Annotated in this window: 21 protein-coding genes; 12 read left to right on the forward strand and 9 right to left on the reverse strand. The window is 44.3% G+C overall.

Translation table 11 applies throughout. The annotated features are described in order from the left end of the window. Window positions 1-27 precede the first annotated feature (27 nt). The gene (locus QUA10_RS00170; protein ID WP_333080568.1) at window positions 28-324 is read right to left on the reverse strand and encodes an XRE family transcriptional regulator; all 297 of its coding nucleotides are present in this window, start codon (window positions 322-324) and stop codon (window positions 28-30) included. Beyond that, a complete protein-coding gene (locus QUA10_RS00175; protein WP_333080570.1) occupies window positions 321-671 on the reverse strand; it encodes a type II toxin-antitoxin system RelE/ParE family toxin in 351 nt (116 codons plus the stop codon). The genes QUA10_RS00170 and QUA10_RS00175 overlap by 4 nt, the downstream gene beginning before the upstream one ends. Window positions 672-933: 262 nt before the next feature. Here QUA10_RS00175 and QUA10_RS00180 point away from each other — a divergent pair, with 262 nt between their 5' ends. The 6 genes from QUA10_RS00180 to QUA10_RS00205 all read left to right on the forward strand — a co-directional run bounded on the left by QUA10_RS00180 (window position 934) and on the right by QUA10_RS00205 (window position 6,886). Continuing rightward, window positions 934-1,164 (forward strand): addiction module protein, encoded by a 231-nt coding sequence (locus QUA10_RS00180; protein WP_333080571.1) that lies wholly within the window; start codon window positions 934-936, stop codon window positions 1,162-1,164. 104 nt (window positions 1,165-1,268) lie between these two features. Continuing rightward, window positions 1,269-1,583, forward strand: a complete 315-nt coding sequence (locus QUA10_RS00185; RefSeq protein WP_106331699.1) for a DUF433 domain-containing protein — start codon at window positions 1,269-1,271, stop codon at window positions 1,581-1,583. Window positions 1,584-1,782: 199 nt separating this feature from the next. Then, window positions 1,783-2,508, forward strand: a complete 726-nt coding sequence (locus QUA10_RS00190) for a DUF6884 domain-containing protein (RefSeq protein WP_333080572.1) — start codon at window positions 1,783-1,785, stop codon at window positions 2,506-2,508. After that, the gene (locus QUA10_RS00195) at window positions 2,505-4,001 is read left to right on the forward strand and encodes a DNA double-strand break repair nuclease NurA (RefSeq protein WP_333080573.1); all 1,497 of its coding nucleotides are present in this window, start codon (window positions 2,505-2,507) and stop codon (window positions 3,999-4,001) included. Before QUA10_RS00190 ends, QUA10_RS00195 begins: the two co-directional genes overlap by 4 nt. 15 nt (window positions 4,002-4,016) lie before the next feature. Next, the gene (locus tag QUA10_RS00200) at window positions 4,017-5,828 is read left to right on the forward strand and encodes an ATP-binding protein (protein ID WP_333080575.1); all 1,812 of its coding nucleotides are present in this window, start codon (window positions 4,017-4,019) and stop codon (window positions 5,826-5,828) included. A 5-nt stretch (window positions 5,829-5,833) separates the two neighbouring features. Beyond that, complete coding sequence (locus QUA10_RS00205) at window positions 5,834-6,886, forward strand: hypothetical protein (RefSeq protein ID WP_333080576.1); 1,053 nt, start codon at window positions 5,834-5,836, stop codon at window positions 6,884-6,886. Window positions 6,887-7,131: 245 nt separating this feature from the next. Here the strand turns inward: QUA10_RS00205 and QUA10_RS00210 are convergent, their stop codons facing one another. Together QUA10_RS00210 and QUA10_RS00215 are read right to left on the reverse strand one after the other, a co-directional pair. Beyond that, on the reverse strand, window positions 7,132-7,467 hold the full coding sequence (locus QUA10_RS00210; RefSeq protein WP_333080577.1) for a DUF5615 family PIN-like protein: 336 nt from the start codon (window positions 7,465-7,467) through the stop codon (window positions 7,132-7,134). After that, window positions 7,460-7,780, reverse strand: coding sequence for a DUF433 domain-containing protein (locus QUA10_RS00215; protein ID WP_333080579.1), 321 nt, complete (start codon window positions 7,778-7,780; stop codon window positions 7,460-7,462). The genes QUA10_RS00210 and QUA10_RS00215 overlap by 8 nt, the downstream gene beginning before the upstream one ends. A 318-nt stretch (window positions 7,781-8,098) precedes the next feature. On the opposite strand from QUA10_RS00215, the gene QUA10_RS00220 reads away from it, so the two are divergent. The 3 genes from QUA10_RS00220 (at window position 8,099) to lpxD (ending at window position 10,964) form a co-directional block, all read left to right on the forward strand. After that, window positions 8,099-9,214 carry an SPFH domain-containing protein gene (locus QUA10_RS00220; RefSeq protein ID WP_333080581.1) on the forward strand — a complete coding sequence of 372 codons (1,116 nt, stop codon included), beginning with the start codon at window positions 8,099-8,101 and terminating at the stop codon, window positions 9,212-9,214. A gap of 248 nt (window positions 9,215-9,462) precedes the next feature. Further along, complete coding sequence (locus tag QUA10_RS00225) at window positions 9,463-9,780, forward strand: YkvA family protein (protein ID WP_333063952.1); 318 nt, start codon at window positions 9,463-9,465, stop codon at window positions 9,778-9,780. 143 nt (window positions 9,781-9,923) lie between these two features. Continuing rightward, the gene (gene lpxD / locus QUA10_RS00230; RefSeq protein ID WP_333080582.1) at window positions 9,924-10,964 is read left to right on the forward strand and encodes a UDP-3-O-(3-hydroxymyristoyl)glucosamine N-acyltransferase; all 1,041 of its coding nucleotides are present in this window, start codon (window positions 9,924-9,926) and stop codon (window positions 10,962-10,964) included. Window positions 10,965-11,241: 277 nt separating this feature from the next. Here the strand turns inward: lpxD and QUA10_RS00235 are convergent, their stop codons facing one another. Together QUA10_RS00235 and QUA10_RS00240 are read right to left on the reverse strand one after the other, a co-directional pair. Next, on the reverse strand, window positions 11,242-17,307 hold the full coding sequence (locus tag QUA10_RS00235) for a WD40 domain-containing protein (protein ID WP_333080584.1): 6,066 nt from the start codon (window positions 17,305-17,307) through the stop codon (window positions 11,242-11,244). Continuing rightward, window positions 17,304-18,653, reverse strand: coding sequence for a P-loop NTPase fold protein (locus tag QUA10_RS00240; RefSeq protein ID WP_333080585.1), 1,350 nt, complete (start codon window positions 18,651-18,653; stop codon window positions 17,304-17,306). The genes QUA10_RS00235 and QUA10_RS00240 overlap by 4 nt, the downstream gene beginning before the upstream one ends. Before the next feature lie 294 nt (window positions 18,654-18,947). Between QUA10_RS00240 and QUA10_RS00245 the strand changes: the two genes are divergently transcribed. Next, window positions 18,948-19,832: a CPBP family intramembrane glutamic endopeptidase gene (locus QUA10_RS00245; protein WP_333080587.1), complete on the forward strand. Its 885-nt coding sequence runs from the start codon at window positions 18,948-18,950 to the stop codon at window positions 19,830-19,832. Between the two features lie 31 nt (window positions 19,833-19,863). On the opposite strand, the gene cbiE is transcribed toward QUA10_RS00245, so the two are convergent. Next, window positions 19,864-21,168, reverse strand: a complete 1,305-nt coding sequence (cbiE, locus tag QUA10_RS00250; RefSeq protein ID WP_333080588.1) for a precorrin-6y C5,15-methyltransferase (decarboxylating) subunit CbiE — start codon at window positions 21,166-21,168, stop codon at window positions 19,864-19,866. Between the two features lie 256 nt (window positions 21,169-21,424). Then, window positions 21,425-22,165 carry a DUF1868 domain-containing protein gene (locus QUA10_RS00255; protein ID WP_333080749.1) on the reverse strand — a complete coding sequence of 247 codons (741 nt, stop codon included), beginning with the start codon at window positions 22,163-22,165 and terminating at the stop codon, window positions 21,425-21,427. Window positions 22,166-22,342: 177 nt separating this feature from the next. Between QUA10_RS00255 and holA the strand changes: the two genes are divergently transcribed. Further along, window positions 22,343-23,323 (forward strand): DNA polymerase III subunit delta, encoded by a 981-nt coding sequence (gene holA / locus QUA10_RS00260; protein ID WP_333080589.1) that lies wholly within the window; start codon window positions 22,343-22,345, stop codon window positions 23,321-23,323. 229 nt (window positions 23,324-23,552) lie between these two features. Continuing rightward, complete coding sequence (locus tag QUA10_RS00265; RefSeq protein WP_333080590.1) at window positions 23,553-24,542, forward strand: hypothetical protein; 990 nt, start codon at window positions 23,553-23,555, stop codon at window positions 24,540-24,542. Between the two features lie 500 nt (window positions 24,543-25,042). On the opposite strand, the gene QUA10_RS00270 is transcribed toward QUA10_RS00265, so the two are convergent. Next, entirely contained in the window at window positions 25,043-26,074 is a 1,032-nt protein-coding gene (locus QUA10_RS00270) for a histidine kinase (protein WP_333080591.1), read from the reverse strand. Window positions 26,075-26,554 lie beyond the last annotated feature (480 nt).

Genomic DNA, 26,554 nt, shown 5'->3' on the forward strand with positions numbered 1-26,554 from the left:
GTTTTTGGGAATGAAAGGGCGATCGCCCTAAGCTACCTTGGGGCAAATTTCGACTTTCACAGTCATGCCTACTTGGTTGAGCATTATAATCAGAGTATCAACGGAGAACTGTCCAATTTTACCTTGAGTCAAAGCTTTGATTTCGTCGCTTGACTGTTTGAGATGTTGAGCCGTTTGGTCGATTGTCCAACCGCGATGTTTAATCTGATTTTGCAGGGCTAGCATCAGTTGCGATCGGATTAGTAAGTTATCAGCTTCTTGGGCTGAAAATCCGAGGTCTAGAAAGATATTATCAGCGGCTTGGGTAATGGTATTTTCGCTCATTGTTCAGACTCTCTTAAATTCAAACGATTTTGTAAAAGTTGTTGGTAGCGTTTCTGTCCAACTTCGAGATTTTTCTGGGCTGTCTTCTGGGTTTTTTTCTGGAACGCATGGAGAACGTAAATAGCTTCTTCAAATCTAGCAATATAGAATACCCGATAGGCTTCTTCTGTCCGAATCCGAATTTCTTCAACGCCTTTGCCTACTATCGACATGGGTTTAAAGTCTGATGGTGGTATGCCTTGCTGGATCGTCCAAAGTGCAAAACCAGCCTCTTTTCGGGCTTCTTCAGGAAGAGATTGGATTTCTTCGCGGGCAGCACCAACCCACCGAATCGGTTTGATGGTCATCGGGTTTGTTGAGAATCGAACACTGTAATAATTGTAACGGCGATCGGCTACAATCATCAATAACAAAACTTATGGACTCCGCCAAAGAAACCGGGTTTTTTACCTTATTTGCGGGTAACAACGAAGTATCTCGGAAAAAAACCTGGTTTCTGAACCCCCAGGCGTAAGTCCTAATCATACACTTAGGCTATAATCAAACCAGATTGTACAATTTGCTTCCTTTTCAACTTAACTATTTAGCGATTTTAGTTGGGATACCATTATGCTATCAATTGAGCGACTGATGAAAGAAGCTTTATCTTTGCCAAATGCGTTGAGAGCGCAGTTAGCAGAGATGCTAGTTGAGAGTCTTGAATTTGATATAGACGGAACAGTTCAAAAGTTGTGGACTGTGGAAGCTAAGCAGCGTCGCGACGAAATCCGAAGCGGTATGGTTGAGCCAATTCCAGGAGAAGAAGCGTTAGCTCAGATTAGGCGATCGCCCTTCAGTTAGATTAGTTGGTGTCCGGGCGATCGCTTTGTTTAATTCTTTTGATTTTTGCTGACTGTTATAATACTATTTATGCTAATCTCCTGTAGAGATAGATCCAAAAAGCAATGACATCAGCTTTAATTTATCCTCATATCGAGAAAGTAGCGGGTCAACCCGCACGGTTGCAGCGGATACCCCGCGTGCGGGTTGCTCAGATTGTGATGGATTATCTAGCTTACGGTTGGTCAGTGGAAGAAATGTGTCGCCAGCATCCTTATTTGATGCAGTCGGAGGCTCATGCAGCAATGGCTTATTACTTCGACTTTCAAGCTGAAATTGAGCAGGAGATTCGGACGGAATGGGAGCAGGTACAACAGGAAAAATCTCTGCTTTCGCCTTCACCATTTTTCGTGAGAATGCGTGCTAAGGGGTTGTTATAAGTGGCATAGGAACTCATGGCTTTAGCATCAGAATCCGATGAATGGATGAATGCTGTTGAGTACATTTCTTTTTAGGGCGATCGCTTTTGGGAATGAAAGGGCGATCGCATCTGCTACCTCTACTTCATCACGCTAGTTGTAAAGCAAGAAATAGAATAATGTGGTAAATAACATGAATAATATATAGTGAGTTCTGAATTTGCGACATCTGCTAATTTTGGCTTGCTCCCAGCGTAAACGTTCGGATGCTGATTCGCTGCCTGCTATTGAGCGCTATGATGGCCCAACATTCCGTTTGCTGCGTCGTTTTCTGCGGAAACAACCATCAGCACCATTAGAGATATATATTTTGTCAGCTAAGTTTGGCTTGATAGCGGGTGACTATCTGATTCCAAATTATGACCAACGAATGACAAAAATGCGCTCGCGCCAACTGCAACCAGAGGTCATTGCTAAATTTGAAGATATCCTCAGCGCAAAGTCATACCACAAACTTTGCATTTGTCTGGGTCGAGATTATTTCCTTGCACTGGATAAATACGATATGCTAATCAAATCAGGATTAGCTGTGCGAATTGCTACAGGCTCCTTGGGTAAAAAGCTGGCAACCTTGCATGATTGGCTGTACGGGAAGCCCCCGGAACTAGCTAGTGGAGAGGCTGTTGTCCCCCAAGGGAAAGCGAGTCTTAAAGGGATTGAGGTTGTTTTGACACCAGGAGAAGTGCTTGATTTAGCGCGTCAAGCGTTGGTGGAAGGCAAGGGCAACCCTGGTTGTTACCAGTCGTGGTATGTGTTAGTTGGCGATCGACGAGTATCGCCAAAGTGGTTGGTAAGTCTGTTGACAGGATTGCCTGTCAGCGATTTCCATTCAATTGCGGCTAGGCGAATGCTAATCCAGTTAGGAATTGAAGTGAGGAGTGAATGAATCAGCAAGACGGTCAGGATTACATAACAGAGCAAGGAGTGATAGCCGATTTACAGACTCAGCCTCACTTGATGATTAAGCTACAGGAAAATGCGCTTCTTGTGGCCGAGAGTCTGCGGGATAACTATTTTGCAAATACGGCAAAATTTGTCACACACTTGCGACGAGCAATGCACTTGGCAGATTTGGGAAAAAGAGAACAAATTCTTAATGCTAAAGCCATCAACGATCTAGATTGGGAGAAAGTTCAGGGTGAGGTTGTCACTTTTATTGATGGGGGTCTTGGTCAAGTTCAAATGTCAAGTCCAGTTCCTATTCTTCTACGAGTAGGTTCTTATCGTGTACGAACTGGGGAGCGTAATTTAGCTGAACGCGAACAGTTTGGTTATTATCCCGTTATTCTTGGCGATTTAGAAGGGGGTAGTAAAGAACGCAAAGATTTCCCTGATATTGTACGAATTACTGCCGAACTTTTAGGTGGTCTATCAGCTTTAAAACGGACACCAGATTTACGAGTCTTAATGTTTCATGGCCCTCTAGTTTACATGATGAGTGCCTATGCTGGACATACTCCTTTTACGGAAAAAGACATTGACCTTTTTTTGAGTCAGTACGCACAAGAACCTGAAGGAGTTCAACAGATAAAAGAAGAATTTCTCAATGAAGCAGAACTAGAAATATATCCTAAACTTGCTCCAGATCGTTGTGATGAGTGGATAGAAAAAAGGCTTTTTGAACCCCTTTCGTGGATAGCTTTTTTATACCGTCAATTGATAAAAGAAGCTAAAAAACGAAAGCCAAAAACTATCATTACTGGTGTCGTTGAGCGAGGTGAATTGCGGGAGTTTAGTGAGACTATCCTCCTAGACAGGATATTTCAAGGTTTAAGAAAAAACAAAAACACAAACTACTTTAATGAGTTATATGGACGTAAAGATATCAAATCACCGAAAGTCTTATTAGACAGACTAGGCTATACAGATGCTCTCCTACTATCGATGTTGCTTGAACCTGGTCAGTTTTCAGAACCTTGGGAAATCAAAAATAAATATGCTGGACTAACTAAAGGTAAAATTTCCTTACCAGATGAGGCATATACAACAGATGCAGATTGGAGTTGCCTGAAATCATCTAATAATAAAATTGGATTTCCTAAAGTTCAAGGGTGCTATGTAAAAGTTTCTGAAACTACTGAACCCTTTAGAGTAGAAGTTTTTGCTGATTTAGGTAAAGACCAGATGATAGAAGCTGCTCGACGCGCTTATTTGTATGCTCGCGTGCTCCCTGGATATGCTTTTCCCGTAGGATTAGACATTGCTGACAAATATGCTAAGATTCCCAACTGGCTAACTGAGTCTTATACCAAGCTAATCAAGTATCACTTGAGTGTTAGTTTGCAAAAGGGACAGATTACTGACGCTCAAATGCGACGCATCATAGTTCAGTCAATTTACATGACAAAGCGGGATTGGTTATTCCGTCCTAATGTTTAGAAGAGAACAAAATTTATGGCAACATCTCCAAAAAACACATCGCCATCAAACAATCCCGATCCTAATTCTGTTTCACCTACTCGTTATGTCGGCACGTTGGTAGGCGAAAGTACAAGCCGCCAGTTTCGACTAGCTGTAGCGCCTGAAGCTGTCCGGGAACAAGATATCATCGCTGTAGATGCACAATTACGTCAATCAGAAAATAATTTAAATGTAGAACAAATTCGTATTTGGGCTAAGGTTCAAACGATTGAACGGATAAATCCTTTTTTCCCAAGTGAAGCAGGACATGAGTTAGCTGCTACCAGGACAAATCCATTTGATACAGTGCTTTCATTAAGCCAAGAAATGGTGACGGCAGTTTGTCAAGTATTAGGCGCTGAACCTTTAAATGCTAGGGGAGGTGGTAAGCTAAACAAACTTCGTTATCCTCCTAAACCTGCTTCAACTGCTTACCGTCCTGAATCACCAGACATTGCTCGCGTGGTTCTTGGGGAATTACAAGACAATAAAAATCGTGCATTAGACATTGCTACTCTTTCCAACCGTTCTGAAGTAAATGTCACAGTAGATGGTCATGCCATTGTCACCCGTCACCTGGCAATTTTAGCCATGACTGGTGCTGGCAAAAGTTGGACAGCGCGGCGAGTTATCGAGGAGTTGGCTGCAAAAAATTATCCCATAGTAATATTTGATCCTCATGGAGATTACACGGGGTTAGCAGATGTTCAAGGTTTAGAGACAAGAGTGCATCGCTACTACGCACAGTTTCCTATTTTTGAAGAAGACAGCGACACAGTTGCTCAAATTGTGAGTAATCTTGGATATGAACTAACGTCTACCATGCTGACACGTTTTAGCGATGTCTTTCAGGTAGCCAAGTCTTTTTATATAAAAGACAAATCACAAGAGATGATTGAGCGAGTCGATTGGTTGGCTAAACGCATTAACAAACCTGAGTTAAAGCAATATGGTGTGCAACCTAATTTGTGGTTAATTGCTCAGATGGCAGAAGCCGGTGAAGCAGCATTGCGTGACAATGATGGTGAAAATGATAGACAACAATTAGAAGACTGGGGTTGGAATGGATTCACAAGCTATTCAAAAAATGACATACGCACACTAGAAGCAATTAAAAAGCGCACTTATGCAGCAGCAGGGGCTTTACGGCGTATGGAACAAACAAATCAAAAAATAGCTCGTACTGGTGCTGAACCGTTACCAACTGACCGGAAAGAATTAGTTAAATATGGTCAAATAAGTGTGGTGTCTTTAGCTGGCTATACAGAGGAATTTCAAGCAACAATTTACAGTATTATCTCGGACAATATTTTTGATGCAAGGGTAAGAGATGAGCTGAAATTACCCGTGCTTCTACTACTTGAAGAAGCTCATAACTTTTCCCCTGGAAAAGCCAATACACCAGCACAACAACGCTCTATTAATGTTACCAGACAGATTGCTCAAGAAGGTCGTAAATTCGGTGTAGGTTTGATTTTAATTAGTCAGCGCCCTTCCCGACTCGATGAAACCACTCTCGCCATGTGTAACTCATACATCATCATGCGTATGGTTAACCCTGCTGACCAAAGCTTTGTTCGTAAGGTGATCGAAAGTTTAGGTGAGGAAGAAGTAAAGATGCTTCCCGATTTAGAAAATGGTGAAGCAATTATATCTGGACAACTTACTAGCTTTCCTGTCCTGGTAAAAATAAAAGCACCTGCTTCCAAAGGCGAACGAGAAGAAAAAGATGCTTTCGCTGCTTTGGAGGAAGCCAACGAGGAAAACTCTAAAAAATCAAAATCTTCCAAACAGACTAAGGGATAAACTATTTGGAAATCGTCGCCGGCATTAGTTTAAAAGGAATCAAACCGCGTGTATGGGATAGAACCTCAGAGTATTACCTTCCCCAACTACACGCGGTAATGATTTCCTACGCCGATTTTCACAAAATGCCTAAACGCAGGCGTGAGGCAATGGAAAAGGGACTGCACGAATCTCTGGGTATTCCTACTCAGGTTCAAATTTATCTTGATAACGGTGCTTTTTACTTTATAAAACGTGATGGTGAAACGCCAAGAAAAGAGTATGAAGAGTTTGTAGAAAAAGCTAAACCAGACTGGTATCCAATTCCTCAAGACTTTATTCCTACTCCCAAAATGACATTTAAGGAGCAGAAACAATGTTTTAAGCGCACAATGGAAATGAATCTGGCTTATAAAGACCATCCATCATACATTCCTGTTATTCACATTAGCGAATTGCTTGAAGACTATGTAAATGAAATCAAAGCACATAAGGAATTCTTAGCAAAACCCTATATTGCTTTGGGTGGCATTGTACCAAATTTACTACGCGCTCCTAAAGCAATACCTTATCAGAAAATTCTATCTAGCATTCAACATATACGCGAAGAATTTAAAAATACAAAACTTCATGTTTTTGGCATTGGTGGCACAGCAACTATACATTTAGCCGCTTTATTGAAGATTAACTCAGTAGACTCAAGCGGTTGGCGCAGTCGGGCGGCACGGGGGATGATACAATTGCCTGGAACCGGAGAGCGAATTGTGGCTCCTTTAGGTAACTGGAGGGGTCGTCCAGTCAGTCAAGAAGAAGAAAAAAAACTAGAGGAATGTCTCTGTCCAGCTTGTCGTCAGTATCAATTAAATGGACTGAAAATAGGTGGTATGGAAGGTTTTTGTAATCGAGCTACTCATAACTTGTGGATACTACTGGAAGAGGCTCGACTGATTGAAGAACATTTATATAATAGTGGAGATTATAAGGAGTGGTACAAGGGACACTTAGATAACACCATTTATCGTCCACTGATTGCTAAAATAGTTGACAATTTGGAAGGCATAGAAGTTAATGAAAACTAAAGCGAAGCGCACTGAAATTAATAACTTTGATCAAGAAATTGAACTAACTCGCTAGAATTAAGAGTTGATGGCATTTCTCAACGAGCGCGGACAACAAACAAAAACCTTTTCAGCAGTAGAAGTACGAGCTAGGCTGGGGTTAACAAGCAGTGAGCAAATCGAGATGCGATCGCCCCTCTCCCCTCCTCAATCTTAAAGTGCGATTGCCCTGATTTTCCCTGCATTGCGATCGCCTTACAATCATGTCAAATATATTCAATCCTTCCGATCATTTCTTCAGGTGCATAGACTTCATAAATTAAAATCAAACTACGGATAATCTCGCCCACAGAACGAGAATTAGGAGGACAATAGACAATCCCCGGATAATCTGTGGTATCGCTTGCCATAATTAAAAAATCGTCATCGTGAGTTACTATCACGCGCTGCTGTTCGCGAATAAATGCCAGGTGTGACTCATCGCTTTTAGTACGAAACCCCGCATCAACTGTTGTCGTCACATCTATCCCGTAACGACGCAAACCGCGCATAATGTTAGAGTCAATATGTTCGTCTAAATGAAAACGAATTTGCTCACTCACCTCTAATTGCCCTCAATTTTTCTTGTAACCGAGATGGTGGACTGTTGCGCTTTAATTTTTCCACAATAGCTCGACTTTCAGCCGTGCGACGATCGATTTCTTCTCTACGATCATAATAATAGGTCATTGCTGCATGAACCGAGGCCAGTGGCAAATCATACTTGCCCGCGATTTCTTCGATAGAAATCCCCATTTTGAGATACATTTCGGCGATGTGTGCTACAGCAATTCGATGACCGGCAATGCACGGTTTACCACCAAGCACCCCAGGCGTGATTTCGATATGTTCTGTGATGATTGATTCCTTAGACATTTTAGGTAAAGGCTATTAATTGGTAATTTTTAATTTCTTTAATTTTACCACAAATAGTCACAGTTACAGCAAATTGTAGGGTGCGTCAGACATTAATTCTTTCGATTTCAAAAGGTTTGAAGGATCGGACGCACCCTACGGACAGTATTTCCATCGCCCTCACCACCAACTAGATGCAAACTCGATCCAGTCCGAGCTGAATCACGGGGTGTCTAGAAGTATAGAATAGAGGTTGCGGAACCGGCACACAGCCCGATCGCTCACCCCCAGCAATTTGTTACCCTAAAAATAGAATCGAATCTCCCTCAACTCCCTCCCATGAACAACGCTTCTCCCCTGATTCAAACCGTCACACCCGAACGCTGGGCCGGCTTTAGCATGGACTTTATAGGGGCGGGTTACACGGGTGTGTTGGTCAAAAACGGCCGCGCCGTGCGTACCCTGAAATCCGGGCGGCATTTCAGCTTTGCCCTTCCCCTGCTGGAACAGTCTCAAATTGTCCTCGTAGACACCAAACTCCGCAATTTGGAGGTGCAGTCGCACGGAGATTTTTTGTCTAAGGATCGATTTTTAATTGATGCCACCCTGACTGTTATTTATCAAGTTATAGATCCGAAACGAGTAGCTTTGGAATTGTCCGATCCTATAGGTGCTTTAGCAAGTGCAGTTAAGGATTGTATGGGATTAGCGATCGGGCAAATACCCCTACAACAGCTTATCAGTCAAGGACGGCTGTTGCTGCGCCAAAATTTGCTCGATCGCGTCCAAGATTTTTATACTCTAGGCTTTAACTTAGAAGATGTGCGAATTGGCGATGTCAGCTTTCCCGAAACCAACGGAGTTATTCGCCAAGTTGAGGGAATGAGTGCCCGACAAGAAGCAGAAAATGCCGCCGCCCTGCAAATGAGAATTGCCGAAGCAGGCCGTCCGATTGTTCCTCAATCTCCCGTACAGCAGTTAAACTTAATTTCAGGTAATTCTCCTGCGAGTCTTCCAGCTTCAGACACAGCAGCGGGGTTCGATCGCGATTTACAACAACTAACACAACAACTTGCTCAAAACAGCCTCCCTCCTGGGAGAAATCCTCCCCAACTTGCACCAACGGTACTCGCAAGCAGCGATCGCAAAACAACCCCATATTTAATCTACAAACTTTCTGGAGAGGCGATCGCCATAACAGCCAATCCCTTTACAATTGGACGCGAACCAACCAACACTTTAGTATTACAAGATCCGCAAAGTTCGCGCTACCACGCTCAAATCCGCCGGGCCACCGACGAAATTGGCAAACAGCGGTATCAGCTTGTCGATAGCGGTAGTTCCAACGGCACTTTTGTAGGGGGGCAGAGGCTGGCGGCTAACGAGCCTTTTTGGCTGCCAAATGGCTGCGAAATTGCGATCGGCGACCAAAAATGGATCTTTCAAAATTCGTGAGTGAGAGATATGAATATTATTTAAAACAGCAGATAAACACATATTAATTCTATCGGCTTTCCTCTGTCAGGTTTCCGTAGGGGCGTTGCCAAGAGTCCCCGCCCTTTCAACACAGCTTGACAACTTTTCCCTCCCCAATTCCCTATACTCCCAGGTAGAAGTCTCTTGCCAACCCTAGGGGGGATATCTCCACAAGCATTTCGAGCGAGAATTTGTCAAGATTAAAAATATAAGTAGAGGACAACCCCATGAACTTTTCTATACAATCTGTTTACAACTGGTACCGCGACACCCTCCGCAACCCCAAATACCGCTGGTGGATTATTCTGGGAACGCTGGCATATTTGGTAAGCCCGATCGACATTGCCCCAGACTTTCTCCCCGTCATCGGACAAATTGACGATGTGGCAATTGCTGTCTTGCTGATTTCCGAAGTTTCGCAAATGGCGATCGACTACTTTAAATCCCGCCAAACAGAGACAGCCTCAGCATCCGAAGCCACCGGTGCCCATTATTCTGAAGCCCAAGGCAGCACCGTTGACGTAGATGCAGTTTCTGTAAAATAATTGCCAAAAATAATCTAGCGCTACAACCCCGACTTTTTCAAGAAATCGGGGTTTTTGTTTTTTAAATGCCAACTGCTCAGATCGTGCTCGAAAGCTGGTAATTTTAACTATGATCCATCTGTGCTAACAACAAATTTTTATAGATGAAGTTTAGCGAAATAGTACAAAAACTTAACTTAGCCACCAGTCGCACCCTCACAGCCTCGGTTGCTACCGATCCAGAAATTACAGGCGCGGCCCCTGTTGATGAAGCTGCATCGGGCACAATCAGTTATATAGAAGGTGCTAAATTTGCCGCTCATACAGCCACTACAAATGCTTCGGCTTTAATTTTACCCTTAGATAAAAGTCTCCAAGCTCAATGTGACGATCGCAACATTGCTTGGATTGCCGCAGCCGATCCGCGATTGCTGTTTGCTGAAACGATCGCCATTTTCTATCAACCGTTTCGCCCAGCATCCGAAATTCATCCCTCAGCCGTCGTTCACCCCTCAGCAGAAATTGGTGAAAATGTCTATATCGGCCCCCACGCCGTTATTCAAGCAAAAGTCAAAATTGGCAGCAACGTTTGCATTCATCCAAATGTCGTAATTTATCCAGATGCGGAAATAGGTGAAGGCACTGTTTTACACGCTAATTGTGTCATTCACGAACGTACTCGCATCGGGGCAAATTGCGTGATTCACAGCGGTGCGGCGATCGGCAGCGAAGGTTTTGGGTTCGTGCCGACAGCCACAGGATGGGTGAAAATGGAGCAGTCTGGCTGCACTGTATTAGAAGAGGGCGTTGAGGTTGGCTGCAACAGCACGATCGACAGGCCCGCTGTCGGAGAAACCCGCATCGGCCAGAATACAAAAATCGACAATTTAGTACAGGTAGGTCACGGCTGTCAAGTAGGGAAAAATTGCGCGTTTGCCGCTCACGTTGGCATGGCTGGCGGGGTAAAAATTGGCAACAATGTAATTTTGGCAGGTCAAGTGGGAATTGCCAATCAAGCTAAAATCGGAGATGGGGCGATCGCCACTGCTAAAGCCGGAATTCACAGCGACGTGCCCGCAGGTGCGATCGTGACGGGCGTTCCAGCAATTCCCCACAAACTATTTCTCAAAGCCGCAGCCGTCTACAACCGCTTGCCCGAAATGTACCAGTCTCTGAGGCAAATTCAGCGCAAGCTTGATCGGTAGTCATTAGTTATATACTTAAACATCTTGATTTATTCTTGTATAAGGTCAAGTTGTATAGGGGCGGATTCACGAGTATTCTTAATTTTAAAGCCCACAGCTCGATCGAGCCGCCCCCCATATAAGGACGCATCAACCGCACATGATATCACCTGTTAAAAGAAGAAGATTTAACAATCGCCCGCAACGAATTTTCGACGGTTTGAGGGTCTTATTCACGCGCGCGTGACAGGACACACTTAATTCAGTATACCGAAATTATTGACTATCCATTTCAGAGCTAGTCGCAAAGAGAGCGATCGTTCTGTAAATTCGGGTTATTATTCAGATAATCCCGTGCTTTCTGACAACCGATACCTAAAAGATCATCGAGATTCATACTCCAAAGCAAGGGTTTACCGTAATAGTAATTCTCTTTGTCCCGAATCCAGGCAAAAATCTGCTGCCCATCAGAGTTGAAGCTGATGTTATCACCAGCAAAACTATCCTGTTTAAAGCTTTTTAGCATTATCCCATCACGGCTCCAAATTTTAACTGCACCACTATCATCAGCCGAGGCAAGCATCTCACCGTTTGGGCTGAAACTAAGACTTTTAACAGACGCACTGTGTCCTGATAGGCGATGCTCAAGCTTGCCACTTTGATAATCCCAGAGGATAACAGTGCTGTCATCGCTAGCTGAGGCGATCTTTGAACTATTCGGATTGAAAATTACATCCCGAACACGACTTTTATGTTTTTCAAGAGTTTTAATCAATCCACCTTTTAAGTTCCAAAGTTTTACGGTTTTGTCATCACTGGCAGATGCAAGTATCTTACCGTTTGGACTAAAACGGACGCGATTCACTTTATCTGTATGCTTGTCTAAAATATGCAGTGCATTACCATCAAAATCCCACAGTCTCACTGTTTTATCATCGCTGGCAGAGGCAACTAGCTGACTGGTAGGACTAAAACTGACACTATTGATGCGATCGCCGTGTCCTTTTAATGTGGCAACTATCTTTTTGTAATCGCTGTTCCAGAGTTGCACCACATCTTCTACACCGGAAACAGCAAATGTCTTGCCATCCGCTCCAAAGTGCACACTTTCAACCCGGTTCCCGTGTCCCTTAAGAGTTAGAACGAGTGTACCGTCGCTCTGCCAAAGCTTTACGGTATTATCTTTGTCCGCAGTGGCAAGCATCTTACTATCCGGGCTAAAACTGACTAAAGTAATTTTACTGTGATGTCCCGTCAGGGATTGAATAAGCTTACCATTACTACTCCAAAGGTTTACTACATTATTCCTTTCAACAGAGGCAATTCGTCTTCCATCTTGACTAACACTAATTTTAGGAACGTCACCGCCGTCATTTTTAATAGTTTTAATTACCCCACCTTCTCTGTTGTAAAGTTTGACGTTATCCTCAGATCTCAATATAATAATTGTGCTGTCAGGACTGAAACTAATTTTAGGGGAATCATCGCTATTCTCTGCGAGAGGCGCGATTTTTTTACCGTCACTACCCCAAAGTTTGACACTACTAGAATCAACTGATACAAGCAATTGATTGTCAAGGCTAAAACTGACATTAACGTTATAGAAGTCTTCCGGTAAAGTGGTAATCAAAGCCCCATTCCGCCTCCAAAGTTTCACATTGCGATCGAAACTCGTGGTAGCAATAATTTGACTGTTGGGGCTGAAAATCGCGCTATAAACTAGCCCATTATGTCCCTTGAGGGTTTGAATCACTTTTCCATTGCGACCCCAAAGTTGCACGTCATTGTAATTGCTAGGGACAAATAACATCTGACTGTCGGGGCTGAATCTTACTTGACTGTTATCGGAAGGATTCCTTCGATTTAATCTGCCACTCGACTTTTCAATTGTTTGAATCAGTAAACCGTCGCGATTCCACAGCTTCACTGTGTTATCCCAACTGACAGTAGCAATAAGCTGACTGTCTGGACTAAAAATAACTTCTGAAATCTTCTTTGTATGGCCTTGCAAAGTGCCTATGAACTTGCCATCTTGGTTCCACAGCTTTACTATATTGTCTTGGCTGGCAGTAGCAATCAGCCGACTGTCTGGACTAAAAATTACCTTCGTAATGCGTGCTTTTTGACCTTGCAGACTTCTAATTAGCTTGCCATCCGATCTCCACAACTTGACTGTATTATTTCGCTCTACAGTAACCATGAGCTTACCATCAGGACTGACATCGGGAAATGAGGAATTCAGCTCTAAGGTATTCAGTAATGTTTCTGTACTGTTCCAGACTTTTGCCGTCGCCTGAGTACCCATTAAAGCAATTACCTTACCGTCAAAACTGAAACTTGCGTTTTCCATGCGATCGGCAAGTTCTATGGATTTTTTTACAGTTCCCTCGCTGTTCCAAAAATTCAACTGGTTATCATCAATAGACACAGGGAAATTGTCAGGGCTAACCCCTACAATATTGCTTTTATTCATTCGCTTTTCATGGCTCTCAACAGTCTCAGAATCAAGACTCACCAGTTTCACTACATTGTCATTACTAGCTACGGCAATAGTTTTAGCGTTAGGACTGAAGCTGCCAATTGTCGAAGTGGGAAGGCTTAAATCTGTCAACTCTTCAATTTTACTACCTTCTATTTTCAAAAGAGTCGCTATATTCCATTTGTTAACAGCAGCCAGCCACTTACCATCAGAACTGAAATAAGCCAAAACAGGACTCCAAAAATCTGCTCTATTAAATGTTGTCAGTAAAATACGCTCATCAATTTTCCAAATTTTCAGGGTATTGTCCCTACTAGCTACACTCAGAGTTTTGCTATCTGGACTGAATCCCAAGTCAAGAACGCCAGGACTATTTATAGATTGAAGTGGCTTGCCCTCTAAACTCCACAGTTTGATAGTACCATCCTCACTAGCTGAAGCAATCCTTTGACCGTCCGGGCTAAAACGCACGATGTTAACAGTAGAATTATGCCCTGGCAGCGTTTTAATTGGAGTGCCATCAATTTTCCAAAGTCTTACACTATTGTCCCGGCTAGCAGAAACAATTGTCTTACCGTCAGGACTAAATCGAATATTTGTCACCCAGTCGCGATGTCCTTCTAAAGTTGTAATTAATGTGCCATTAAGACGCCACAAGTAGATTTTATTATCCTTGTTTCCAGCAGCTATGATTTGACTATCTGGGCTAAAGGCAACGCTAGTGAATTCATTCCTATATTTTCCTTGTAAAGCAGGTTTTTTCTCGCTACCGTCGCGGTTCCAAAGTTTCACCGTTTTATCTTTACTACTAGAAGCAATAAATTTGCCATCAGGGCTAAAACTAATATCTGTGATAGTATCGGTATGACCCTCCAATCGGTTGCGCTCTTTTACGCTATAAACAACCTCCTGCAATCTCGACACCACTTGATTCCTAGTATTCGGTTCTATTCTCCATCCGTGTTTGAGCTTCTTTCCAGCTTTTAAACCTTCTACCAGCGCCTCTAACTCTTTATCTGAAGCCAATAAAGATTCGGAATTAGCACTAATTTGCTTGAGTTCAGCATTAGTTTGACCGATTTTCGCCTCAACTCCAAATACACCTGCGAGAACTGCGAGAACTGCCATGATAGCCCCGCCAGCCATTGCCAGTTTTAATTGGCGTTTCAGCACCCGATTTAACTCAGCTTCACTGCGCTTTCTTTGCGCTCTTTCTTTTTCCAATTCTTCAATCAGTTCATTATTCTTTTGGCGGCGCACGAAATCAGCTAGATAATCGTGAACCAATTGATAGCGATTGTCGGGAAAACTAGGTAACAGCAATACCAACCCAGACTTAACAAAAATTTCTAGAACTAACTCCAAGTGACTGATCTCTGTTAGTAAGTCTTCTAAACCTTTTTTTAAATCATCACGAGTTCTGAGGGGACGAGTGCTATTTTCATCTGTTAGCAGCCACAAAACAAGTTCAGCAAGCTGCTTATTTTCTGAACCGCAGTCTTTAATAACTTCTTCTAAAAATCTCGCTACCAGTGCTGCTTTGGGCCCTTTTTGTCGATATTGAGCTAAAGTCGTAATATTCTCAGATTGTAATTGTGCGCCCACAATTTGCAGTTCGACTGGACGCACCTCGTTAACTTGTCCTGCTAAATCTTTGACAAGTTCATCAATCAAAGCAGGTTCTAACTCAAACTGAGTTCTTTCAGTTAAACTTTGAATAACTAACTTTGCCTCATCGGGCTTAAAGTTACCTAAGTAAAAAATAATATTTTTATCCAAAATATTATCATGAATTACATCAAATCTAGTGAAGCGCGTACACTCTAATAAATAATGCAGGTAATCTTCTCGAAGGGAAAGAATTACTTTGACGTAAGGAATCTCCAAACAAGCGCGTAAAAAATCATAAAACTTTTTTCTTTGTACGCTGTCTTTACAAATAAAGAAAAATTCTTCAAATTGGTCAAAAATCAGAATGGTTAACAGATTATGATCCGCATTTTTCCGTAATTGAGCAAGCAGAGAGTCTGTTAAACTCAAGGTAGGAGAGTTAAGCCCAAAATCAGATTCGCGATCTTCTCTTTCTTCGACACTAAAAAGGGTTAAAGAAAATCCTTTTTGAATACTGACCAGTTCCTTTTTCAAACACTTAGCCAGTTCATCAGCCCAATCTGCATAAACCTGCTGTAAAACTGGCAGAACACTGCGGGCATTTATCGGCTTTTGTTTTAAAGCAGGGATTAGTCCAGCCTGTTCAATTGAACTTTTGCCAACCCCTGATTCCCCGTGGATGATCGTCAGTTTGCAGTCATCTCGCTCGATTCGTTCCAGCAAGCGTTCGACACTGTGCAACCGTCCCGAAGAGGCGATTTCCTGGGCAACTTCGTCTTGCGATTCAGAAGAGGGTAAGGCTGGGTTGGCAATCTGTTGTTTTGGCTGCAACCTCCCTGCACCGATAAAAGCTCGAAAACCAAACTGACTTTCGATCGCCTGTCGCTCTTGTTTAATCCGAAAGGCATTGAGGTATTGTCCTTGTTGGAAATAGTTTTCTCGCAAACTTGTCAAAATCTGGATGTAAAGCTCTGGGTCGTATTGAGGTTTGGTTTGACTTCTTGCAGCTTCTAAAGTGGCGATCGCCTCTGATAGCTGACCGAGTTGCTGTTGTGCTTTCGCTAGGGAAAACAAATACAAACCCTGATGAAAAGAAAGTTCTGAATCCAATAAAACACTTTGTTCCGGTGATGGATTTGATATAGTCTCTGTAGCATCATTTAGTAGAAACAGAGCCTGCCCGGCCGCCTGTTTTGCCTCAATCCACAAGGATTTAGACAATGCCACTTCAGCGAGAAAGCCATGAATTCGAGCTTGTCGGAATTGGTCGTAATGGGTTTGATGGAGAACTAAGGCTTTTTGCGCCACGAGCTCTAGTTCGCGCCAATGCTTCAGCCGATGCAGCACCTCTGCCAAGAAATTGATAAATTTAGCCGCTAAGTCGGAGCGATCGGCTTGTTCAAAAGCCTCTATTGACTGCTGAAAATAGTCTCTGGCGCGCTCAGCAGCTTGCTGATACTCCACGCGATGTCGTGCTGCATAATTACGCCACCAAAGTCCAATATAAAATAGTAAAAGTCCACAACGAGCGCAATCGCCTGTTTGCTGCCACAAAGCCAAACTCTGCTCGTAATGGTGGCGAGATGTAACATCGGAATTATCCGCAACTCGACCCAAGATAAATTCCAAACCAGCTTCCAACTCGGGATCTAACATTATCTCTCGACTTTGCAATTCTTCACGAGCTGACTTGAGTTCAGCACAACGCGGAGAACCATTTTCAATATCTAGTGCAGCATTATCTAAAAATACGTTCTCGCGAGAATTTAAAACCTTAGCAAACACCTCATCAACAGTTTGCCGAATGAATTGAATCAACTCGTCCACGGTCATTTGAAAGTCCACTGTGGTTGCCCAACTGTGGAAATCTGGAATCAACCGAATCAGCTTGCACAGGATCGCGTCTGTCACCCACACCACTACAGGAAAATTAAAGTTGCGAAACTCCTCTCGAATCTGATTAGTCGCCGTCAAAACCGGGTCTAGTTCGCGCACTGACTCCAGACCAACTATCATTAGTGCATTAGGTTGTTCTGTACCCAGTTCTTCTGTAATCCGGGTGTAGAGAGTTTGAACGGACTTTTCTAGCACCAATTCCCGCATCTGAACCGGACATTGTTCCCGCAACTGTTGCACAATTTGTTCCCGCAATGTTCTGTAGTTGCAAACCGCTAAAATTAAGGAAAACTCTTCTTGAAAGCAAGTAATTCCCCGGATCAGGGTTTTCAAAGACTCTTGATTAATCTGTATTAATTCGGGTGACGAATCATTCATAATTGCAACTCCTTTGCATCTGCTAAAATAGGGTTGATATCAAACCAACTTTCATCTGCATCGCGATACTCAAAGACAAACAAACTCCGCAGTAAAGTTTGATATTCTTCCTCACCTCTGACAGTTTTTTGTTGCGCTACCAGCCGTAGCAATTCCCATTCGTGGGGCGTGATTGCTTTACTCAGTTCACTGCGTCGCTGGCTAATGACTCGCTCTACCAAATCGCGCGAAAAAGGCGGGTCGTCTTTTTTCATACAGCTATTAAGCAGCACTAACAAGTTCCGCACATGACCGCCGCTGACTTGACAGAGGTAATCTAACGTTTCTGATGCGTCAAACACTTCTGAGATTAAGCTGATGCGTTGCTCTGAATCTACATTAGGGAAAGCTCTTGCTAGAATCATTTTTCGGAGCAAAGCAATGCCTTCTGAGCATTGACTGCCATCTCGTTCATGCACTCGCACCATCGGCAACAGTTGAGGATCTGAGCCAAAGCGATTAGTCAAATTTTCTTTGTCATTGGAGAAAGCTAGAACTAAGGGGACGGTGTAGACAACGTGGCACTTGAGTTTGTTCAGTTGTTCTCCTCGGTCTACAAAAAGGTACTCAGGTTGAGTTCTTCCTGATGACCTTGGCTTGCTATCAATCCGGTCTAGATTGTCAACAATCACGACCATTCCGGCTTTGCCTTGCTGCTTTAGCTGCTTTTGGGCTGGTTCAATTAGTTCCTGATTAATGGCTTCTAAGATATTATTGACTCGCGGCTCCAAGTGTTGTCTTAACAGAGAGCGAATATCTTTACTATCCTTGGCTTTTGTGGTTATTTCTCCTATTCCTACTGCTAGGGAAAACTTTCCTGGTTCTGCATTTATGCCTATATCGCCCACGACAGGAACTTTAGCTTTGATTCCGGTGATTTCTGAGTTTAAAAGGTTGGCAGCTCCTTGGAGTAAATTCTGGAAACGGGTTGGTTGGAGTTGGATTTGAGCGGCCTCCAAACTCTGGCTCACTTGACGGGCGATCGCCAGTAAGATATCGCTGATATCCACATCTCCCATATCGAAGTCTTGAGAAGACTCAAAATAAACTACGTGGAAACTTTTTTGTTCTAACTCTGCTTTTAGTCGCGATAATTCAGTGGATTTCCCGCAACCGATATGTCCGGTGAATAACTGACAAGTTGGCTCATCTTGGGAGAAGATTATAGTACGACCCAGTTCTTTGATCAGATTGCTCCCTCGCACTGCTGAAAAATCGATGTAATACTGTCGATCTTCAGGTTGGCTGATATCGAGAGTCCGGCTGGGATTGGATGCTTTAAAGAATCTGTGTAAATCTAGTGTCATCAAACAGCTCACTTATATATTATGCTCGATTATATTCTGCATTTAGGTTCTGAGCACTCACTGGCTTGATGCTGGCTCTGTGGGGACACTTACACCCATCCAACTCCCAGTGTCGAAAGTTACCGTCAGGAAATCGGGTGCTTTTGATTTGACTGTGGAAAAGGTATGCTTGCAGAGTATTCGTTGAAAACCCTGCCACACCCATTCACCATTTTGATGGTTACATTTATTGCCATTTGTCCAGTAATGTCAAGTTTTTAACTGATTAGAGGCGTACCGATCGCCACCCCTTAAATGTGGAATAGCATAAACAACCTGCGACTGCTGTCGCCGTCAATACCAGCAATTGTCAAAATAATCTTGTTTTTCTCAACTTGGATTGTTGTGTGGCTTCCTGCAGCGATTGTGCTGGCGATCGCCCTTAAATGGCATCCACCCCAACCCCTGGGAAACAAAAAACTACCTTTACTAGCTTCCCTCTACGTGATTGTCCCCTTCATTTTATGGGCGACAAGTTGGATCGAAAACACATCTTTTGTTAACTGGGGTTGGGATTGGCAACCCGCAGTTTTGATATCATTAATGCGGGGATTAGGATTAGGAATAATCAGCTTAGTAATTTTATTCGGTCTGCAATTAAGCGCAGGCTGGATCGAGCTACAAACCAGGGAAATATCCAGCGAAACAGGCGAAAAAAAATTTAATCCTTGGGCTTTAATTTTTAACCCTGCTAGTCTGCTGACTCTGTTATTAGGAGTGTGGATTAGCGCCACAGAAGAGTTAATCTTTCGCGGCTGCTTGCAAACAATCCTCCAGCAAGATTACTCAGTGCTAATAGCAGCGGCGATCGCCAGTTTCATTTTCGCGCTCGCCCACCTAATTTGGGCCGCCAAAGAAACTCTACCGCAACTGCCCGGATTGTGGCTGATGGGGATGGTTTTAACATTAGCCCGCATCGCCGACAATGGGAGTTTAGGATTGGCGATCGGCATTCACGCAGCTTGGATTTGGGGTATAACTACCGTAGATACAGAAGGTGCAATTAAACCTACTTCTAGCGTACCAGAATGGATTACAGGAATAGCAGCAAAACCCCTAGCAGGTGCAGCCGGCATTTTATTGCTACTAGCAACCGCAACCTTACTCGGACTGACTCAAATCAGCGTTAATCCGCGCTAATCAGCTTAAATCAGCGGTAAAAATTCCGACATTAATTCAAGTGTCGATCGATCGTCACAATCGAAACTGGGCGCAACGCATCAAAACGAGTTGAATTTCCCTCAGCCACAGAACGCGATAACTGCACTTGCACGATTCGGTAACTCCAGTGCGGTTCCCGGCGCACCCGATCGCCCATCCAGCTCAAAACAGTAGCAATATCCTCAAAAGCATCCAAAGCCAACACGATCGAGCCTCCAGGGAGCAGCCGCAGCGCGCAAACGCCCAAAATTTTAGTCAACCCTCCGCCACTACCGCCAATAAAAATCCGGTGCGGAGGACGCAAGCGGTGCAAGATTTCCGGGGCGGTTCCGTTAATCGAAAACACATTTTGCAGCCCAAAACGGCCATAGTTGAACTCGATCGCAGAAGTACCAGAAACCGTTTGTTCGATCGCGTAAACCTCAGATTGCGGGAATAAACGAGCAATTTCGATCGACACAGAACCATTACCAGCACCCACATCCCAGACAACTTGTCCCGGTTGCAAAGCCAATTGTCCCAGCACCAACACCCGCACTTCCCGTTCAACCGTCAAACCAGGCTTGTCGCCACAACCGATAAAAGCTGCATCCGGTATTCCCAACAAAGGCAACTTTTCCAAATCCAAAGGTTCTGCCCTCGGCGGAGGTTCCCGCAGCATCACAACCACGCTCAGCGGTGCAAAAGACTCTCTCAGCAAAGCTTCCAGAGACTTGGAGCTTACCCGTTCCTCGGCCGCCCCCAAATTTTCGCAAACCCAAAACTTATAGCGTGTCGGCAAATCTAGAGCTTTCACCAAACTTGCCAGTACAGCAGGAGTGTGAGCTTCGTCCGCCAGCACCGCAATCTTCTCCACACCGAGCTTCAGCTTCGCCGTCAGCTCCTCAAAATAGCGTCCTTGAGAGGCTACACAATGAGCATCTTGCCAAGGGATTCTCAAGCGATTAAAAGCCAACTGCACAGAACTGACATGGGGGTGAAAAGTTAATTTTTCGGGTGGCAATTGGGCAATTAACAACTTTCCCCAGCCGTAGAACAGGGGGTCTCCCGCCACTAAAATTACGATCGGCTGATCACGAGGTTCCACCGTCCCCGCACAGGGTTCTAATTCGGGTTCAGTCGCCGACCAGCGCCGAATTTCCAGAATTGCTTCGGTCAAATCTTCCAACGCCCAGCGCTCTCCGTCGTGCTGGGGAAAATAGTTCAAATGGATCTCGCTCCCTATTAGCAGAGCAGCCATTTCTACAACCTGCCGCGCCGATTCGCTCAGCCCAGCAGCTCCATCTAAACCTATACCAACAACGTGTACTCTCACTTTTTAAGCAAAAAGTAAAAAACCAGAATTACTGATTTTTCCTGGTTTTTCATAAATTTTTTCCTTGACTTTACTGTCAAACAAAAATAATTAAAGCATTTAATAGGCAATATCCTGACTGTTGTCACAGGGGAGAGGGGGAGAGGGGGCGAGAGAGTGGGAGATGGGGAGAGTGGGAGATGGGAAAAAATCTTCCTTCTTCCCTCTTCCTTCTTCCCTCTTCCTTCTTCCTTCTTCCCTCTTCCCTCTTCCTTCGTTAAAACTCAAAAACAGGCCATTCCGGTTGTCGGAGATAGGTGGTCATGTCGTCAAACTTCCGCAGTTCCACTCGGTGTACGGACTGTTCTTGCGGCGTGTCCAGCCATTGCTCGTTCAACTCTGACAGCAAAGCGCACAAGCGATCGCGGTCAAGGTTCGGCCCGGTGTCCCCAAAATAAGCCAGAGTAATGTGGGCCGTAAAATGATATTGCTGTTCAATTCCCAAAGCCATTAAATCGGGATTTTGATAGATCGATCGGCGAAACTCCAGAATTTGTTTGTAAGAGTTTTCGTCCGTCGGTGCCAAACAAACACCCACAGCCCTAGTCATCACCATCAACCCCAGCACTATCCAGCGAATGGGAGCGCCGCCCGCCAAGGGTTTGCAGGCGGCAAAACCATCGGCCATGCGCGAGCGCAGTTGCTCCTCAAATTCTGGATTTTTATCAGAGGCATCTCGAAAAGCGCTGTTCCAAATTAAATCGGCTACGGTTAGATGGAAGCTATCAGGAGGCAGTGCCACGAGCGCACCCTCCCCTATTTCCTGCAATAGCCGTTGCTGGCTCGACTGCAAATTACTATAAAATGCAGCATTTTCTGCATCTTCCCCCGCAGGCGGCGTAATCACTGAATAACCTGGAAAAGGTACAGGAGATCTCCGGCCTGCTTCATCGGGCTTAAATTTTGGAGATTCCTGAATGTGTTCCACCTGGGACTTGTAGGAGTCCAGCAGCGTCATTCGCGCCACCCGATTTACGTAAGCTTGATAAGTATCATCCAATCTTGATTTCCTCGCGGTGACAAACTCCCACACCAAATTTTATATTATGGTGCGGGCTTCCAACAGCCCTATTCAGGATATGTTGGACTTGCGGAACCTGCAACTTTGATTTTTTGGGCTACTGAGCGTTAAATCATGCAAATTTACCTGTTTTGGGGGGAAGACGACTTTGCGATCGCGCAGGCTGTGACAACTTTGCGCCAAACAGTCCTCGACCCCAACTGGGCTAGTTTTAACTATGACAAGATTATTGCCGATTCCGTCGGAGCTGTGGTCGAAGGGCTCGATCGAGCCTTAACGCCCCCCTTCGGTACCGGCAGCCGTTTTGTCTGGCTGGCAAATACGACTGTAACGCAGCAGTGTTCTCCAGAACTGTTAGCGCAATTTGAACGGACGCTGCCGGTGATTCCCCCTACCACCGTGCTGCTGCTGACATCCGTCAAAAAACCCGACAGCCGGCTCAAATCTACCAAGTTAATTTCCCAGTCCGCCGCCCAAGTGCGGGAATTTTCACCGATTCCGCCTTGGAATGACAAAGAATTAGCCCAGCGGGTGCGCCAAGTCGCGGGCGAAATGAACGTAAAATTGACCGCCACAGCGATCGAACTTTTGGCCGAATCCATTGGCAGCGATACCCGCGGGCTATACAGCGAACTGGAAAAATTGCGACTGTTTGCGGGCAACCGCAGCCAACCTCTGAACCCGGAGGAAGTGGCAGCACTGGTACACTGTCACGCCCAAAATACCTTCCAGCTAGCCGATGCGATTCGCGAGGGCAATACCTCCGCCGCTTTGGATTTACTGGCAGGCTTAACTGGCCGCAGCGAGCCGGGTTTGAGGATTGTCGCTGGCTTGACTGGTAAGTTTCGGATTTGGCTGTGGGTAAAGGCGATGATCCAAGCGGGCGATCGCGATGATAAAATTGCTCAAGCTCTCGATCTCGGCAATCCGAAACGAGTATACTATTTTCGGCAAGAAGTCAAGAATGCCAGCTTAGAAAAACTGCAAAAAAGTTTGCCTTTGCTCCTAGAGTTAGAAGCTTCTTTAAAACGGGGCCGAGAAGAAATCTCAACCCTGCAAACCAAAGTTATAGAACTTTCTAGCTTGTTTCGCTGATGCGCGACAGAGCACAGGAGCGACACTTTACTGTAAATTTTTATAACAAATTTCGATAGTGGCTATGTGCTTGATGCCCGATCGTGGGGCAAAAGGTCAATAGATACTAGAAATACTCTTAGAATGCCAAAGTAGAAGTTAATGTGGTAAATAAATATTGTCCGCCGAATGCCGATCGGTTAATATTATTTGCCGGCTCTCCACCCCCCCCAAAAAAAGAGCGCTACCCATGACACAACAGAACCCGCGGGAACTGCTCAAGCAAGGCGATCCAAAAGCGATCGCATCTAGCATCAACCGTACACTCAAACCCAAAGGCATCAACGCCGATGTGACGCGGGACAACGGCTGCCTCCACATAATTCTGGAGGCAGACAAAGTACCGGATCAAATGGTATTGGTCGATTTCATCCGCACCGGCATGACGAAGCTGGGACTTGAATCAATTCACACTGTAAAGGTTTACGGGCGTCGAACAGGTGACGGTGAGCCTACGTGGGAAGATGAAATTGATCTGATGCCCGCAGATTCAATGCCTTACCCCTTGGATAGTGGAATGCCTGACGACTCTGTAGGTTTAGATGATGTCGAGCCCGAAGGCGAAGACTATTATCAAGAAGGAGAATTCGATCGAGATGACGACGAGGAAGACGAAGACGAAGACGAAGATCAAGCCCCGCCTCCGAAAAAACAATTTCCCAAATGGGTAATACCTGTGGGTATCTTAGTACCTCTGGCGGCGATCGCAGGGCTTTTCTTTACTAAAACTTTCCCCTTCGGCGACTCGAACCCAGAACCCATCGCCCCCGTAGCTACTTCCCTCTCCCCGAAACCCGCATCTCCCGCGTCTAAAGCCGCTGCATCCTCGACCGCCGCCTCTCCGGGCACCCCACAGGCAGCCTCCCCTGCACCAAAACCCGCTCCCACTGCTGCAGCACCAGCAAGCCCAGCTCCAGCTTCTCCTGCACCAAAAGCCGCCGCGCCTAAGCCTGACTCTTGGAGAGAAGCCGTTAACACAGCTCAGAAGGCAGCAATTTCGGCCCAGACGGCTCAGTCTCAAAATGAGTGGATCGCAGTAGCAAGCCAGTGGCAGCAAGCGGTTAAGCTCATGAGAGCCGTACCGTCAACCAGCCCTAACTATCAAAAGGCTCAGCAAAAAGCAGCAGAGTATCAGGCTAATCTGATTGTTGCCAACCGCAGGGCGGCAGCAGCACCTTAAGAGTTTTGAGTTGAATACTGGATGTGCTAAAAGTCAAAAGTCAAAAGCCAAAAGTAAAAAAACTTGTTTTTACTGAAAGCTTTCTTACTTTTGACTTTTTTCAATTTTATTAAAAATTTATTTAACTTCACTACATCTGTAAGGCTTTAGCTATCTTCAGCCTTTAATCAATCTCGGTATCGGAATTTTTGGTCGATTAATTATAGTTCACGGCGCTGCGACAAAATTATTTTTAACTCCTCTGAGGTTAAATCAATTCTTTCTTGGTAGTTTACGTGCATAAAATATTTCTCACGCTCTCAGCATCATTGTAGTATTATTTTGGGAAACGGATATTAACATTACTTTATTTACCTTGATTTTTTTCTACCGACTTACTTAGATGTATATACAGCAAGCCGGATGCTCGCACTCCTTCCTGTAAAAACAAAATTTACTCAACAAACACCGCAATAACTTGGTTTCTTGGATAAACCGGTTTGCTAAACACAGAGCTTGGTTTAAATCTGTTCTTCCCCTGGATTAAAACGCTGAATTCCTTGATCTTCTGCGCGAAAAATAGCATCTTTGGGAATATTGAGGATGCCTGCAAATGAACTTTCGCTTACTTTCAAAGCTTGTTCCTTATTTTTGTATTCGGCTAGTTCGCACTGTAAATTGTCAATAGTCTGTTGCAAGCGAGTGGCTTGTCTGAGCATTTCTTGTTCGGAAAAGTCCAGCAATTGCATCAGATTAGCAACTTGATATTCAAGTAATTGGGTTTCGTAAATATTGTTATTTGTAACAAAGCTTATAGGAGTTTCTGAATACTCAAAAACACTTTTTTTGTCGGGCATGGACAATGCTGTTTTGACACTAAGTGCCAAATCTTTAAACATTTCAGCAGTGTTGTGGGGAATTTTAACTTTCAGGAACATCACTACCGCAAACACACTTCCTGACGGCAGAAGTCCCCCAAATCCTAAGACAGACTTGACTTGGTAGGGGATAATTAAGGAATTTTGCTCAGGAATAAAGGGGCTGCCTTTTGCCTCTGATACGTGAAAAATATTTAATACTGCGGGCTCTAATTGCAGGAACCTTTTTCGCTCAATTCCGAGGAATGTAGGAATGTCTAAACCGAACTGCCTGATTATTTCGGAAATCGCCGGCATTTGAGCCACTAATTTTGTGCTAACTAATGGAATAGCTGTATTTTCTGCTGCTGTGTGCCGAGAATTCCACTGCGGTTCAGGGCCTGCGGCTGCTAGCAGAGTCAAACATTTCATGTCGGCGGTGGGTGAATTTCCCTTCATCAAGCGGCGGGCGGATTGTTGCAAGGAGTCTTCTAATTCCCCGTAGGGATGAGTTTTGAACAAACGCACTAAGGCACAGGAATTTTCTCCAGTTTGCGAATTGCAAAAATGTCGGTAAATATAGTTAACAATCTTCTGGCTGCTGGCTTCCATACTAGCAGTATTTCTACCTAAGTGGCGCAGGACTAAGCTGCATTTAGCCATGTCTTGCGGGGTAAATAAGGTAATATCGTACATTAAAAAATGCTCTCCAAGAGCTCAAACACTCTTGTTCATTTATCGTTAAGGCCGCTACGGCATCCGGAATCATACTGAGAGTTTTGCAGAAAGTGTTAGTTAAAATATGTAGAAAATGTGTCCGCCCAATGCAGCAGTTGTATGGCAGGATACAGAAATTAAGATTAAAGCAAAAAAAATCTATCCCCTAGGGTAGGCCACAAGGACAGAAAAGCCAAGGTATAGTTTGTAAAATTTTTTCACAAAAATTTTACACGAAAACTCCCACCACGGAATTAAAGAAACGGGGTTTTTCACTGGATATGCCTCGCGTTTTATAGGGCATCTTGGTAGATAAAATTCGGTTTCTGGGTCAGCCATATTCACAGAAATCCTAGAAACTCAAGCTCCAATTTTTGTTGCGGGCGATCGCACGCCGATTTATCAAAAATTGGTACAATTTCTTCAGTCTTGGACGCAGAAACCGGGTTTGCTTACAGA

Origin of the sequence: Microcoleus sp. Pol8_D6 (assembly GCF_036700965.1) — a bacterium.
Classification (GTDB): Bacteria; Cyanobacteriota; Cyanobacteriia; order Cyanobacteriales; family Microcoleaceae; genus Microcoleus.